The organism is Candidatus Villigracilis vicinus (genome assembly GCF_016702885.1).
Lineage (GTDB): Bacteria > Chloroflexota > Anaerolineae > Anaerolineales > Villigracilaceae > Villigracilis > Villigracilis vicinus.
The window spans coordinates 58,519-73,218 of record NZ_JADJDD010000022.1 but is presented as its reverse complement, the minus strand read 5'-3'; the positions used below and the strand labels follow the sequence as shown (position 1 = coordinate 73,218).

17 protein-coding genes and 1 riboswitch are annotated in these 14,700 nt (G+C 50.2%); of the genes, 7 read left to right on the top strand and 10 right to left on the bottom strand.

The genetic code is table 11. The features are described 5' to 3' along the window. Window positions 1–45: 45 nt before the first annotated feature. Window positions 46–1,317: an argininosuccinate synthase gene (locus IPG80_RS14860; protein ID WP_345108157.1), complete on the bottom strand. Its 1,272-nt coding sequence runs from the start codon at window positions 1,315–1,317 to the stop codon at window positions 46–48. Window positions 1,318–1,892: 575 nt separating this feature from the next. Between IPG80_RS14860 and IPG80_RS14855 the strand changes: the two genes are divergently transcribed. The 6 genes from IPG80_RS14855 to IPG80_RS14830 all read left to right on the top strand — a co-directional run bounded on the left by IPG80_RS14855 (window position 1,893) and on the right by IPG80_RS14830 (window position 8,381). Continuing rightward, a complete protein-coding gene (locus IPG80_RS14855; RefSeq protein WP_345108156.1) occupies window positions 1,893–2,351 on the top strand; it encodes a hypothetical protein in 459 nt (152 codons plus the stop codon). After that, window positions 2,260–3,312 carry an aspartate kinase gene (locus IPG80_RS14850; protein WP_345108431.1) on the top strand — a complete coding sequence of 351 codons (1,053 nt, stop codon included), beginning with the start codon at window positions 2,260–2,262 and terminating at the stop codon, window positions 3,310–3,312. Before IPG80_RS14855 ends, IPG80_RS14850 begins: the two co-directional genes overlap by 92 nt. A 109-nt stretch (window positions 3,313–3,421) precedes the next feature. Next, window positions 3,422–4,483 carry an aspartate-semialdehyde dehydrogenase gene (gene asd / locus IPG80_RS14845; RefSeq protein WP_345108154.1) on the top strand — a complete coding sequence of 354 codons (1,062 nt, stop codon included), beginning with the start codon at window positions 3,422–3,424 and terminating at the stop codon, window positions 4,481–4,483. Between the two features lie 92 nt (window positions 4,484–4,575). Further along, window positions 4,576–4,693, top strand: a riboswitch (SAM riboswitch). A gap of 115 nt (window positions 4,694–4,808) precedes the next feature. Continuing rightward, window positions 4,809–6,101 carry an O-acetylhomoserine aminocarboxypropyltransferase/cysteine synthase family protein gene (locus tag IPG80_RS14840; protein WP_345108152.1) on the top strand — a complete coding sequence of 431 codons (1,293 nt, stop codon included), beginning with the start codon at window positions 4,809–4,811 and terminating at the stop codon, window positions 6,099–6,101. Between the two features lie 82 nt (window positions 6,102–6,183). Next, the gene (gene metA, locus IPG80_RS14835) at window positions 6,184–7,101 is read left to right on the top strand and encodes a homoserine O-succinyltransferase (protein ID WP_345108428.1); all 918 of its coding nucleotides are present in this window, start codon (window positions 6,184–6,186) and stop codon (window positions 7,099–7,101) included. Next, on the top strand, window positions 7,098–8,381 hold the full coding sequence (locus tag IPG80_RS14830) for an O-acetylhomoserine aminocarboxypropyltransferase/cysteine synthase family protein (RefSeq protein ID WP_345108150.1): 1,284 nt from the start codon (window positions 7,098–7,100) through the stop codon (window positions 8,379–8,381). The genes metA and IPG80_RS14830 overlap by 4 nt, the downstream gene beginning before the upstream one ends. Here IPG80_RS14830 and IPG80_RS14825 read toward each other — a convergent pair. Beyond that, the gene (locus tag IPG80_RS14825) at window positions 8,378–9,040 is read right to left on the bottom strand and encodes a potassium channel family protein (protein ID WP_345108148.1); all 663 of its coding nucleotides are present in this window, start codon (window positions 9,038–9,040) and stop codon (window positions 8,378–8,380) included. The genes IPG80_RS14830 and IPG80_RS14825 overlap by 4 nt on opposite strands. Window positions 9,041–9,134: 94 nt before the next feature. Between IPG80_RS14825 and IPG80_RS14820 the strand changes: the two genes are divergently transcribed. Beyond that, complete coding sequence (locus IPG80_RS14820) at window positions 9,135–9,575, top strand: GNAT family N-acetyltransferase (protein WP_345108147.1); 441 nt, start codon at window positions 9,135–9,137, stop codon at window positions 9,573–9,575. On the opposite strand, the gene IPG80_RS14815 is transcribed toward IPG80_RS14820, so the two are convergent. From IPG80_RS14815 to IPG80_RS14780, 8 genes are all read right to left on the bottom strand, one after another. Then, complete coding sequence (locus IPG80_RS14815; protein ID WP_345108146.1) at window positions 9,564–10,814, bottom strand: crosslink repair DNA glycosylase YcaQ family protein; 1,251 nt, start codon at window positions 10,812–10,814, stop codon at window positions 9,564–9,566. The two genes, IPG80_RS14820 and IPG80_RS14815, sit on opposite strands and share 12 nt — an antisense overlap. 12 nt (window positions 10,815–10,826) lie before the next feature. After that, complete coding sequence (locus IPG80_RS14810; protein WP_345108144.1) at window positions 10,827–11,336, bottom strand: ClbS/DfsB family four-helix bundle protein; 510 nt, start codon at window positions 11,334–11,336, stop codon at window positions 10,827–10,829. Between the two features lie 28 nt (window positions 11,337–11,364). Continuing rightward, window positions 11,365–12,234 (bottom strand): 5'-3' exonuclease H3TH domain-containing protein, encoded by an 870-nt coding sequence (locus IPG80_RS14805; RefSeq protein WP_345108141.1) that lies wholly within the window; start codon window positions 12,232–12,234, stop codon window positions 11,365–11,367. A gap of 34 nt (window positions 12,235–12,268) precedes the next feature. Next, window positions 12,269–12,838 (bottom strand): dihydrofolate reductase family protein, encoded by a 570-nt coding sequence (locus IPG80_RS14800; RefSeq protein ID WP_345108139.1) that lies wholly within the window; start codon window positions 12,836–12,838, stop codon window positions 12,269–12,271. Window positions 12,839–12,887: 49 nt separating this feature from the next. Next, window positions 12,888–13,487, bottom strand: a complete 600-nt coding sequence (locus IPG80_RS14795; protein WP_345108137.1) for a GNAT family N-acetyltransferase — start codon at window positions 13,485–13,487, stop codon at window positions 12,888–12,890. A 76-nt stretch (window positions 13,488–13,563) separates the two neighbouring features. After that, a complete protein-coding gene (locus IPG80_RS14790) occupies window positions 13,564–14,052 on the bottom strand; it encodes a DinB family protein (RefSeq protein ID WP_345108135.1) in 489 nt (162 codons plus the stop codon). Window positions 14,053–14,062: 10 nt separating this feature from the next. Then, the gene (locus tag IPG80_RS14785; RefSeq protein WP_345108134.1) at window positions 14,063–14,185 is read right to left on the bottom strand and encodes a hypothetical protein; all 123 of its coding nucleotides are present in this window, start codon (window positions 14,183–14,185) and stop codon (window positions 14,063–14,065) included. Window positions 14,186–14,347: 162 nt separating this feature from the next. Further along, on the bottom strand, window positions 14,348–14,602 hold the full coding sequence (locus IPG80_RS14780; RefSeq protein WP_345108132.1) for a hypothetical protein: 255 nt from the start codon (window positions 14,600–14,602) through the stop codon (window positions 14,348–14,350). Window positions 14,603–14,700 lie beyond the last annotated feature (98 nt).

Sequence of the window (14,700 nt, the reverse complement as noted above, 5' to 3'; positions counted from 1 at the left end):
GTGGCTTGGTTTGCCCAATGTACCAATCTACCGATTCCCAACTCACTAATCTCTCTTGAACTTTGAATAATCCGGCTTGGGCATATCGAGACCGGAAACGGGCAGACCGTTCATGGCGCGGACTTTCATGCTGAGACCATAAAGTCGAATGAAGCCTTCAGCATGGCTCTGATCGTAGACATCTTCTTGACCAAAGGTGGCGAAGTCTTCGCGATACAAACTGAACGGCGACTTGCGCCCGGCGGTGATGATGTTGCCTTTATAAAGTTTGAGGCGCACGGTGCCGGTGACGGGTCCCTGTGTGGAATTGACGAAGGCATCAAGCGCTTCGCGCAGCGGAGTGAACCACAAACCGTTGTAGGTGATCTCGGCATATTTGACGGCGACAACTTGCTTGTAGTGCAAAGTCTCGCGGTCGAGAATGAGCGACTCAAGTTCGCGATGAGCATACAGAAGAATTGCGCCGCCAGGAGTTTCGTACACACCATGAGACTTCATGCCCACAAGGCGATTCTCAACCAGGTCCACGCGACCGATGCCATGATTACCGCCAATCGCATTGAGCGTGGAAATGATCTTCGCTGGCGAAAGTTTTTCGCCATTCACAGAAACCGGATTGCCGCTCTCAAATTCGATCTCGACATACTCAGCTTCATCGGGTGCATTCTCCGGCGAGGTGGACATCTGGAACATGATCTCTTCGGGTTCGTTCCACGGGTCTTCGAGCAGACCGCCTTCGTGAGAAAGATGCCAGAGATTTGAATCGCGCGAGTAAATGGATTTGATGGTGGCGGTCACAGGCACGTTGTGCTTCGCCGCATAGTTGAGCGCATCTTCGCGAGAGCGGATATCCCATTCGCGCCACGGAGCGATGATCTTGAGGCGTGGGTCAAGCGCCATCACGGTTAACTCAAAGCGAACTTGATCGTTGCCTTTGCCGGTCGCGCCATGCGCGATCGCATCCGCGCCGGTTTCGTGCGCCACTTCCACGAGATGTTTTGCAATTAAAGGACGGGCAACCGATGTGCCCAATAAATACTTGTGTTCATAGACCGCCCCCGCTTTGAGCATCGGGAAAAGATATTCACTGACAAATTCCTCCCGCATATCATGAATGATAAATTCGCTCGCGCCACTCTTGATGGCTTTATCTTCCAACTTGGCGAGGTCTTCATCGCCCTGCCCTACATCGGCACAGAAACAAACCACTTCACAACCGTAGTTCTCTTTCAACCACGGTACGATGACGGATGTATCCAACCCGCCTGAATAGGCTAATACAACTTTCTTGACACTAGGTTTTGACTTTGGACTCATTTTTACTCCTTTTGGATTCCCGAAGTTCTACTTCGGAAAATAATTTTTGAAATCGCGGAAGTAGAAATTCCGGATTCCGAAATAAAAACAGCCCATCCGAGAAGGATGGGCTGTTTTGGTCGACTATGCGTGTGTTAGTTCACGCTCGTGTTCGCATCGTCCAAACGAAAAGCTCCCAACCTTCTCTGGGAAGTGGGCTTGGTACGACGGGTACGAGGCATTACAAACAGGGTGAACATTTCGCGCAATTCTACTACCGTTATGAAATGAGTCAATGGTTTTACACAAGCCATTCTTAAGAGTACCCAAATGGGTAATTGAACAAACTCATCCCTTGACACATCTTACACACTCACATAGAATACCGCCCAATTATGTATAACGTTTTGACGAACACCAAGCACGGCTTGGGTATGACCATGACCACTACCTCCGGTACACACCGCGAGGCATTTGTGCTTGGTCAGAAATAACCGTCAGAACGGGTTTCAGAACACACAACGCCTCGCGGAAAACGCGAGGCGTTTTTGTTATCAAAATCCCTTCTCTTTCAGAGAAGCGCCAAGGAGAATACTATGTCGAGAACACTGGTTATGAAATTTGGAGGAACCTCCGTCGGCTCAGCCGATGCATTGAAGAGCGCCATTCAGATCATCCGCGATGCGAAAAAGGATTGGGAACGAGTCGTCGTGGTGACATCTGCCATGTCTGGCGTGACGAACCTGCTATTGGACTCTGCCGCCTCAGCTTCGCAAGGGAAAGTGGATTCACTTCCAGCAACCGAATCTTCGCTGAGAGAAAAACACTTCGCCGCCGCCGATGCGCTCATCAAAGATGAGTCTTTGCGAGAACAGACGAAATCCGAGATCAACGCGCTCATCCTTCTCGCTCGTGGACTTGTGCAAAGCCATCGCCGTACTCGGCGAAGCCAGTCCGCGAGCGATGGACACGGTGGCATCCCTCGGCGAAAGGATGAGTGTGCGTTTGTTGGGAGCTGTCGTCCACGATGCAGGCATTCCCGCCCAAGCCATTGAATCGACAGAGTTCGTCGTCACCAACGCGCACTTCCAGAATGCCCATCCCGATTTCAAGGTCACAACCGAAAAGACACGGGGGAAACTCAATCCGCTCATGGATAAAGGTATTGTTCCCATTACAACTGGTTTTATCGGCGCAACCCCTGAAGGCGCCATCACCACGCTTGGTCGCGGCGGCTCGGATTATTCCGCAGCCATTATCGGCGCCGTGCTCCCTGCTGATGATGTCTGGATCTGGACAGATGTAGACGGCGTGATGACCACCGATCCGCGCATTGTGAAAGAAGCACAAACCCTGCCAGAGATCAGCTACAACGAAATCGCCGAACTCGCCTACTACGGTGCGAAAGTGCTGCATCCCAAGACCATCCGCCCCGTGTTGGATGCGGGCATTGGTCTGCGCATTTGCAACACCTTCAATCCCAGCCACCTTGGGACGCGCTTGATTCCCAGTGTGAAGAGCAATGGCAAGGTGGAAGGGAAAGTTATCAAAGCGGTGACCGCCATCCGCAAGCAAAGGCTCATCACCATTGAAGGGCGCGGTATGCTGGGCGTGCCTGGTGTCGCGGCGCGTGCATTCGGAGCCGTCGCATCCACGGGCACGAGCGTTCCGCTGATTACGCAGGCATCTTCGGAGCAGTCCATTTGTTTTGCCGTGCCTTCAGAGCTCGCCCCCACCGTGTTATCTTCTCTTGAAAAAGCATTCGCCAACGAGATCGCAGACGAAGACATTGACCGCGTTTGGTCCACCGAAGACATCTCCATCATCACCGTCGTCGGTGCAGGGATGCGGCACACGCCTGGCGTTTCGGGTCGTGTCTTCAGCAAGCTCGGCAATGACGGCGTTAACGTCCTCGCCATTGCGCAAGGTTCATCCGAAGTATCCATTTCGCTCGTTGTAGATTCAGCGGATACGGAAAATGCGGTCAAGGCGCTGCATGAGTTAATTGTGAAATAATATCTGTCAAAAGTCGAAGGTCAAAAGTTGCACAACTAAAGACCTTTGACTTTTGACCTTCGACAAATTCTGCATTCATCATTCAAAATTCATCATTCAGGAGTTTCTCATGTCCCAATCTCAAATCCCCGTTGCCGTACTCGGCGCGACAGGTTCGGTCGGTCAGCGTTTTATTTCGTTGTTGGAAAATCATCCGTGGTTCAAGGTGGTGGCGCTTGCCGCATCTGACCGTTCAGCGGGACAGCCCTACGCCAAAGCGACTCGCTGGGTATTGGATACGCCCATGCCCGAATATGCCCGTGACATGGTCATTGTCCCTGCCAACACGGATGCGGTACAGGCGAAGATCGTCTTTTCAGCCTTGCACACCGAGATCGCCAATGAACTGGAGCCTGCCTTTGCAAAAGCAGGCGCGGCAGTCTGCTCGAATGCGTCATCGTATCGCCGCGGAGAAGATGTGCCGCTGCTCTTGCCTGAGATCAACGCGGAGCACATTCAACTGGTGAAGCAGCAGCGCAAAAACAAAGGCTGGAGCGGATGCATTGTCACAAATCCCAACTGCACGAGCACGGGTCTCACGATTGCGCTCAAAGCCTTGGACGAGTCCTTTGGCGTGAAGAAAGTTTTCATGGTCTCATTGCAGGCGCTTTCGGGGGCAGGTTACCCTGGTGTGCCGTCGCTCGACATCATGGATAACATCATCCCCAACGTGGGCAATGGCGGCGAAGAAGAAAAAGTGGAATGGGAGCCGCGCAAGATGCTGGGCAAATTCAACGAAAGCAAAATTGATATGGCAGACATCCAATTCAGCGCGCACACCAATCGCGTGGCTGTGATCGATGGTCACACCGTGTGTGCGAGCGTGGCATTGGACAAACCCGTGGCGCCAGAAGTTGCGATTCAAGCGTTACGCGATTACGCGGCAAAACCGTCAGCGAGGAATCTGCCTTCGGCGCCCAAACCAGTCATCGAGGTCAGAGATGAAGCGGATCGCCCACAGCCAAGACTCGACCGTATGGCAGGCAAAGGCATGACGACAGTAGTCGGTCGCGTGCGCCGAGATCCCATCCTTGATCTTAAATTTGTTGTACTATCCCACAACACGATTCGCGGTGCGGCAGGTGCATCGATCTATAATGCTGAGTTGTTGGTGAGTGAAAATCTTTTATAGCATGACCCAAAAGGGTAGTCTTATTATCCGTTACGAAAAAGACTTGACACAATCATGAACCGCATGATATAAACCGCGAAATTAAATATTCGCTCTTATCCAGAGAAGCTGAGGGACCGACCCTTTGAAGCTTCGGCAACCAAACGAAAGTTCAGGTGCCAAATTCGGCAAATACGAATGACACAGTCATTCATATCTGGAAGATGAGAGGACGGTATAGACGTATACCTCTTCTTGTACTTTCAGAAGAGGTTATTTTTTTAATCTCTTCTGACGGGCGGAATTAATTTAATCCAAAAATTTTATGCAAGAGGAGATAATTCAAATGTCCACAATCAAAGATCGCAAGTTAGGTTTTGCCACCCGCCAGTTACATGCGGGCTATTCACCCGATCCCACCACTGGCAGCCGCGCCGTGCCGTTGTATCAAACAACGAGCTATCAGTTCAAGAACACGGAACATGCCGCGAATTTGTTCGCGCTCAAAGAGTTGGGAAATATTTACACGCGCTTGATGAACCCGACCACCGATGTGCTTGAACAGCGCATTGCTGCACTCGAAGGCGGCGTTGCGGCTCTGGCTGCAAGCTCGGGACATGCCGCGCAAGCACAGGCAATTTTCACGTTGTGCAGCGCAGGTGACCATATCGTTTCGTCATCCCGTTTGTATGGCGGCACGTACAACCAGTTCGCCTACACCCTGCCCAAGCTGGGGATCAATGTCACTTTTGTTGACCCAAGCGACCCGAAGAATTTTGAAGCAGCCATTCAGCCGAACACAAAAATTATTTACGGCGAGACTCTCGGCAACCCCGACATCTCCGTCTTCCCGTTTGAAGAAGTATCCGAGATCGCGAACAAGCACAAACTGATCTTGTTTATCGACAACACTTTTGCCACGCCGTATCTTTTCCGCCCGTTCGAATATGGCGCACACATGATCACCCACTCGACCACCAAGTTCATCACAGGCAATGGCACATCCATCGGCGGCATCATTGTGGATGGCGGCAATTACGATTGGAGCAACGGCAAGTTCGAGAATTTCAATACGCCCGATCCTTCATATCACGGTCTCGTGTATTCCTCCATCGCCGCGGCGGGACTTCCCCCATTTGCGATCAAAGCACGCGTGCAGGTTCTTCGTGACCTTGGCGCCTGCCAATCTCCGTTCAACGCATGGCAAACTTTGCTTGGGCTCGAAACCCTCAACTTGCGCATTGACCGTCATGTGCAAAACACGCAAGCTGTTGCCGAATATCTTGAGGCTCATCCCAAAGTTAGCTGGGTCAAATACCCTGGACTCAAGAGCCACCCCGATTATGCTCGTGCCAAGAAGTATCTTCCCAAGGGTGCAGGTGCAATTCTCGGATTTGGTATCAAAGGCGGCGCAGAAGCTGGCAAGAAATTCATCGAAAGCCTGCAACTCTTCAGCCATCTCGCCAATGTTGGTGATGCGCGCAGTCTCGCCATTCACCCTGCAACCACCACACACAGTCAACTCAGTGACGAGCAGCAAGTCTCCGCTGGCGTCAGCCCCGATTTCATCCGCTTGAGCATTGGTCTCGAAGACTTCGAAGACATCAAGTGGGATCTGGATCAGGCGCTTAACGCGTAAATGCAGAAGTCAGAATGCAGAATGATGAAATTTATTCATCATTCCGCATTCAACATTCATCATTCAAAAATGCCTGTAAAAAATCCCCTCCACTCTCCCCGCTCGAACCACTCTCGAAAACGAGAACATCTTCGTCATGGACGAAGACCGCGCCATTCATCAGGATATCCGAGCTTTGCGTGTTGCCATCCTGAACTTGATGCCCACCAAGATTTCTACTGAAACACAAATTCTACGTTTGCTTTCCAACTCGGCATTACAGGTGGAAGTCACCTTACTCAACACCGCCACACATGAATCCAAGAATACTGACGCAGACCATCTCATGGAACATTACGTCACCTTTGATGATGTAAAAAACGAAAAATTCGACGGACTCATCATCACAGGCGCGCCCGTTGAGCAGATGCCCTTTGAAGATGTGGATTACTGGCAGGAACTCCAACGCATCATGGATTGGTCAGAGACCAACGTTGAGTCCACCTTCCACATTTGCTGGGGAGCACAGGCGGGCTTGTATCACAAATACGGGATTCCGAAATATGACTTGCCCCGCAAGATGTTCGGCGTCTTTGAGCACCGCCTCTTAAATCGGACCGAAAGCCTGATGCGCGGCTTCGATGACATTTTCCTCGCTCCGCACTCCCGTCACACCGAGATCCGCCGCGAAGACATAGAAAAACATTCCGACTTGCAAATCCTTGCTGAATCTGATGATGCTGGTATTTACATCGTCAGTGACAAAGACGGACGCAATCTCTACATCACAGGTCACTCTGAATACGACCCATTCACCCTCAAAGGCGAATACGACCGAGATGTGAACAAGGGCTTGTCCATTCACGTGCCGAAAAATTATTATCCCAATGATGACCCGAGTAAAATGCCCAACGTCCGCTGGCGCGGGCATGCCAACTTGTTGTACGCGAACTGGCTGAACTATTACGTTTATCAGTCCACGCCGTTCGACCCAAATGAAATTCCAAAGAGAAATAAATGACCTCACCCCGTAAATTCGGTTTCAACACACGTCAACTGCACGAAGGCTACACTCCCGACCCAGCCACAGGCAGCCGCGCCGTTCCTATTTACCAAACCACTGCCTACGACCTGCAAAGCACAGACCGCGCCGCGAGACTTTTCGCCTTGCAAGAGAGCGGCAACATTTATACGCGCATCTCCAACCCGACCAGCAACGTCTTTGAAAAACGCATTACAAGTCTCGAAGGCGGAGTTGGCGCCGTGGAAGTAGGTTCAGGTCATGCCGCGCAAGCCACAGCCATCCTCACCATTTGCGAAGCGGGCGACCACATCGTTTCAACTTCCACACTGTATGGCGGCACGGTCACACAATTCAAATCCACATTTCCGAAACTCGGCATCAACGTCACATTGGTTGACCCCAGCGACCCTGAAAATTTTCGCCGCGCCATTCAACCGAACACAAAAATTATCTACGGCGAAACCATCAGTAACCCACTCGGCAACATCTTCCCTTTCGACGAAGTTTCCAAGATCGCGCACGAGCACGGCATCCCATTGATGATCGACAACACCTTCGCCACGCCATACCTCTGTCGTCCCTTCGAATGGGGCGCGGACATTATCACCCACTCTACAACGAAATTCATCGGCGGGCACGGCACCACCATGGGCGGGATCATCGTGGATGGCGGTAAATTCAATTGGAGGAAGAGCGGGCGCTTCAAAAACTTCACCGAGCCTGATACTGCCTACCATGACGTTGCCTACGCCGATGACTTTGGTCCGCTGGCGTTCATCTCAAAAGCGCGCGCAGGTATTTTGCGTGATTTTGGCACAGTTCAGCAACCCATCGCTTCGTGGTTCCTCCTGCAAGGACTCGATACCCTCTCCCTGCGCATGGAACGTCATGTGCAGAACGCACAGCGTGTTGCTGAATTTCTTGAAAGTCACCCCAATGTGAACTGGGTCTCGTACGCAGGTCTTGCCAGTCACCCTCATTACGAACGCGCAAAAAAATATCTTCCGCTTGGAACAGGCGCGGTGATGGGATTCGGCGTAAAGGGCGGCAGAGAGGCGGGCGCGAAATTCATCGACAACCTGCAGCTCTTCAGCCACGTTGCTAACATCGGTGACACACGCTCACTGGCAATCCATCCCGCCAGCACCACCCACAGTCAACTATCCGACGAAGAGCAAACCGCCGCAGGAGTCAGCCCAGACTTTATTCGTTTGTCTATTGGTTTGGAAGACATCGAAGATATTCTCTGGGATCTGGATCAGGCGCTTCGCTCTTAATCTCTTTCCTGCGAGTACACCCCGATCAATCGTCCCATGATTAGAGCGACGTACAACACCCCCACCATCCCTTCCACCGTCGCCAGTGAACGCGCCCACGCATTGAGAGGAAGCACATCACCATAACCGAGCGTAGCAAGTGTGACAAAACTGAAGTACACCAACTGCTGCCACTGCGGTGCGACTCCCAATCCGTTATCCACGAAGGCATTCACATCCAATCGGCTGATGATGACATATAGCGGTGTGAACATGGCGGCAATGAAAATATAGACCGTGATGGCGGTCATCATCACGCTCGTATCCACGACTTTGGATGTGTAGATGTAGCGCACCAGCGCAATCGTCATCAACAACTGGGCAGGGATGATCGCCAACTGCGAAAGAATCGCAACAAAGCTTGAAGATGGGGCAAAGAACGAGATCACCGCGCAGACCATCCACGCCACAGCCGCAATACTGGTTTGAATGAAATGTTTGTTATCTTCGCTGGTCACCAATACACCGATCACGAACATCAACGCATACGCCAGCAAAAAGATGATATTTCCCAACCCGCCCATGTACAGCGTCAGCGGATATCCAAAATTAAGTGCCGCGACCAAAAGCAGCAGCAATCCCACCCTGCCATAAAAACGCAAAGATAATTTCTCGATCATTCTTGCTCCATGATGTTATGATTTACACACAACACTATTTTACTTCGCCCGTTGCAGTAAGTTTATAAAATCCAATCTTCAATCATCATTCCAAATGCCTAACATCGCCCTGCGTCCTGTGCTCCCCGCCGATCTACCCATTCTCTTTCAACAACAACTTGATCCACAAGCGGTTGCCATGTCTGCCTACCCAGCCAAAGACCGTGGCGAGTTCATGCGGCACTGGGAAGGCATTATGAAAAACAAAAATGTGACCGCGCGGACCATTCTCTACAAAGAGAAGATCGCAGGTCACATCATTAGTTGGAAAGAAGGCAAATACGAACAGCGGATCGGCTATTGGATCGGCAAAGAATTTTGGCGGCGCGGGATTGCCAGCACAGCCGTGGCGGAATTTTTACTGCTCATGAAAACCCGCCCGTTGTTCGCAGAAGTGGCAAATCACAACCTTGCTTCACAAAAAGTTTTGCAGAAAAACGGATTTACGCTTCACGATGAAGGTGGGAAAATCTCAATGTACAAGCTAGAGAAATGAAGTTGCCGTTCTTCGCAAGAGCGGATATGGAATTACCTTAACATCCATTTTTTCCGCACCCAGAAAATTAACAAAGCGGGCAAATCCACGTGCCAGAGCTTCAGCAAAGGCTTCATCTTTGGCAAGGGCTTTATCTTCGAGCCAGAAACCTAAAATCACGAATGTATTTGTGGTTCTGTCTAACTTGCTATCAAAGCGGGCAACCAGACGATCTCCCCATAAGACGGGCAACACGTAATAACCATATTTGCGTTGGTGTTCCGGCTTGTAAACTTCCCACACATAATCAAACCCGAACAACTCTTTGGCACGCCCACGCGCACTAACATGATCCAGCGGCGCAAGAAAAACGGCTTCTTCGGTCGTCGTTGTATCTACAGGTTTCCATACTTTTGGAATACGACCAACGCTTAAGCCTGAAATGATCTTCTCATCTTCTGTCAACGCATATTGAGTCGCTTTCCAGCCATCTACTTTCACTTCGATGATCTCGCCATCCGCCAACATATTTTCAAGAAGTTTCTTCGCTGCCCGGTCGGGTTCGCCGCGTCCATAGGAATCACCAGTACGTTTAATGCGCGTGATGCCGCCAAAGCTGATTTCTTTTCTAACGAGAAAACGATCCGCCTCATCCTGAGTCTTTTCGTAGATCAATTCTTTCGGTGCGATGTTTTCCGTCAGTGCATAGACCCGCTCAAACCGTTCGCGATGATGCGTCATCACCTCACCGGTGCGCCACAAATAATACAAAGCCAGAGCGCTATCTTTTCGTCCGCGATAACTTTGAGTCTTCTTGCGGTCTGCCGCTTCAAAGTCGCGATTACCCACGGTTCCACGATCCTTCAAAATGGCGCAGACTTCAACAATTGCCTTTGCATGATCCTTTGCCATCTGCCGCAGACGCGAGTCACCGTATCCCCCATCCCGTTCGCGATGCATCACCACCCGCCAGTAGGGCAATTCCTCCATCGGGCGCGCCGCCAACCAGCCACCCCAATCGAAGAACTTTCTCTGTTTGTAGGCGGCATCTTCCCAAAGTTCGGGTTTGTAATTGAGAACACGGCTATATAAAGAAATATCCTGACTGCGTGCAATCATCTGCAACGGGTCTAGTTGAAGATATTCCATGGTGCGCATGGCTTGCTCGGTACCTTTGAGTCCGCGCCAGCGGCGACCGGGCCACAAGCCTTGTTTCCCAAGGATAAAACGGCGGGCAGTTTCGAGGTCTATAGTCAGCATAGGTTTCTTTATTTATTGGCTTTCCAAACCCGCCAACCATGCGCGGATATCCGCCTCATGGTCATCACGGAAATGATCAAAAATCTCGCCAACCTGAAAACGCTGTTCACCCAACCAAACAAGATAGAACATTCGCCCCTTATGCTGCACCTCTTCGATGCGGACATCCTCGGGTAAATTCTCAATGACGGCAAAAAATTGGTGAAACATTTGGCGGGCATTATCCAACACCTCGCTCACCGAACGACCCCGATTGGATTCATAGATCCAAGCATTGACCTCATCATCCGTTTGTAATTCTGCGGGCCAGGGCGGGAGCGGTCCCGGGTCACCGTGAGCCGCAGCCTGTATACGGGCGGTAACCCAGGGCTGATAGCAAGTCAGATGAGCAACCATATCTTTCATCGACCAATCTCCATTCACACCGGGGACCTCCATACGTTCAGGTCCGATATGGTCGAGAAATTCTTCCCAGTGCTGATATTCTGCCCTCAACCAGATTAAGAGTTCAGTTTTGTTCATAGTTGTTTCCTTTAGCAGCCGAAAATGTTCAACGCCACCTTGTCACCCGGTCTATAACACTTTCACTCCGCAATTCCTTACAAACCTTCTTCAAGCGCGGATACGCTCCCTGCCACTTCAAGTCTGCAAGTGTTTCCTTTAAAGGAACATCCGTCCTTAAGGTGGACAATTCTCTAAACAACAATGCGTCTTTGTAGTTATTTTGCAAATTTCCAAGCAAGGTTGTAGCACGCCCCAAGCCAAGCGGAATTTTATTTGGGTCTTTGGGAATCGACTCAATATGTTTGTATTTCGCCAGAACGGTTGATGTAGATTTCTCTCCCCAACCTTGAATGCCGGGGTAGCCATCGGCGGAATCCCCCACCAAGGCGAGAAAGTCCGGAATCGATTCAGGACTGACGCCAAACTTTTCGATCACACCTTTTTCATTTAGAGTGATCTCACGACGCCTATCCCAACATATAACGCGGTCGCCATCCACCATCTGCGTCAGGTCTTTATCGACGGAACAGATCACGATCTGCTCCACGGATTTGACTTTCTTAAACTTCGCCACTGCTGTAGCAATCGCATCGTCCGCTTCAAACTTGACCATGGGCCAAGTCACCAACCCCAAAGCTTTAATCGCCGCCTCAGCCACTGGAAATTGATTCAAGATGATCGGGTCAACCCCTTCACTGGATTTATAGCCTTTGTACATCTTATTGCGAAAGGACTCAATGACATGGTCAAACGCAACAGCGACATGGGTCACTTCCGGGTCGGAGAGCAGCAAGAGCATACTGCGCAGCATTCCAAGCGTGGCACCAACTTCCTGTCCACTTTGAGATTTCTTGGGCGGTGCGCCGAAATGAGCACGGAATAATTCGTAAGTGCCATCTACCAAATGGATTTTCATGCAGACTCCTTGTATGCTCTTGCTCTTTTTTATTTTAAGTTAGTTGAAAACGTTGATAGACAACGCCGGTTGGAAGCGCTGAAGACTCTATCAGATTAAGGTTGACGCGTTTTCCATCCGGGAACATGCGCTTGCCCATGCCCAGTACCAGCGGATATACATGCAGGGACAGCTCATCCACCAAATCGTTTTCGATCAAAGCCTGAACCAGAACGCTGCTTCCGTCCATGATAATGTTCTTGCCGGGCTGCCCCTTCAACTTGCGGACTTCCTCGATCACATTTCCGCGGATGATGGTCGAGTCGCGCCAGGCATCTGCGGACTTCAATGTGGATGAAACAACAAACTTCTTGAAGCCATTGAACGGGTCTTCGTCTGGATTAGGCTCAAAGGCTTCGCCGTGGGTCTGCCAGGTTTTGCGTCCCAGCAGCAGTGTATCGGCATCTGCAAATATCTGACCGAAGTGGGCGCCAATATCGTCGTGCCAGTACGGAACCGTCCAACCGCCGTGGGTGAAGCCGCCGTCGGTATCTTCCGTGGGGCTGCCCGGTGCCTGAATGACACCATCCAACGTAATGAACTCGTGAACAATTATTTTTCTCATGGTTTCTCCTATCTAACAGTAAAAGTAATCAGTCTCTAAAATGAAAAACCTACAACGTCCCATGACGAGACAATCGGAATCTGAGATGTTGCTTTACACTGGGCCACTCAGTGATCAAAATACTGTACATAACACTATCCCGAACCGACCCATCACGGCGCATGGCATGATGACGCAAGATACCATCCTTCTTTGCGCCCAAGCCTTCGATCGCTTTCTGCGAATTGAAGTTGAAATTATCGGTACGCAAGCCAACCACTTTGCATCCTAGTGTATCGAAGGCATGTGCCAGCAGCAGTAACTTGCAAACTGTGTTGACATGACTCTTCTGCCAGCTTTTGGAATACCAGGTATAGCCGATCTCCACACGGTCGATATTGGCCATCACATCATGATAGCGCGTGCTCCCAATGATCTTCCCTGTAGATAATTCACGAACCGCCCATGGCAGCATGTGCCCCGCCTGATAGCCTGCCAACGCAGTTTCAATATATTTCCTGGTTTCTTCCGGGTTTGGCACAGAGGTAAACCACAGATTCCAAAGTTCGCCATCCGCTGCCGCCGCAGAAAGATCCGTTTCATGCTCAATCGTCAGCGGTTCAAGCCGAATACCATGACCTTCTAATATTATGGGAGAGAGTTTGATCATCGTAGATACCATCCATTTAACAGAGTAGTTTTATAAATTCTACACGACTCTTCCAAGAACCATGTCTATCGTTCGATCACGCCCACCCAAAAGCAGTCGATTCCCAACTCAACAAGTCGCCCTCAATATGATCTTTTATGCCCACCTTTTCCATTAGATACATAAGCTGGGCACGGTGATGCATATTATGAGTAAGCACATGTCCGATCGCACCGCCAAATGTTTTCAAACGTGGAGGGTTGTCCAGAATATCCCAAAACGAATCGTCAAAGCGGTTTTCACGTGCAATTTTGCGGGCAAGGTTTGTGAATTCGCGGCTTGCATTCACCAGCCTCTGTCTTAATTCTGGAATTGACCTGCCCTGTTTATCCTGCACGGGGCGTTCATGAATCAGGTCTGTCCACGTTTCAAGGTTTTCGATCATATGAAGGAATGTTTCTCGAAGCGAGCGATGGTCGATATCAAAATCCTTATCCAACAGCTCATCTGAAAGACCTGCACAGTCATTAAGCAGCTGTTGGGTTGTCCATGTATCATGCGCGAGGAGACGGTCAAGAATATCCATCAACGATTTCCTATTTCCACACAGTGAGGTATTTCTTCTTGTATTTCCCATCCTCTTCCAACTCGATCCATTCCAGCGCCTTCTGTTTGACCTCGCTGAAGGTAGTCGCATTATAAAGGTTGTGCAGCGACACTTGAATATCTTAACGGATCGTTGTGCAATTCTTCTCGTTGACACATTCATGAAATCGTTTTTCCAGTCCATCCACTACCAACTGTTGGCCTTCTTACCACCTAGACCAACTTTCCAGATATTTTGCATACAATGCCGCGCGGTGACAAATTTTCGTCACGCGTCACATGGAAAGCTTATCAAGTCTTTCGCATTCGACCTTTGGGGTCACTTTTCCCAAGGTTCGCCAATATCTGAGATGAGATCGCCGGACGTGATTATCTTTGTGTGCTAAACCGTCAAGCAATTCGTCCCAAGCTTCATATGCCCAATCTACCGGCTTTTCGGTTTCCTGCATGAGAGACATATACGCCTTGTTTTGCATTTGTGCATCCGCCGAACGGATATTATCCAACTGAATACGAATTGTTTTATCCATAACTCTTTCTTTTTCTTCGCTTCGGCAATGACAGTCTGTTGCTAGTGCCTCTTGCAATGTACTTAAGCATTTTTCCCCTTTATGCCATGCAATTGCAT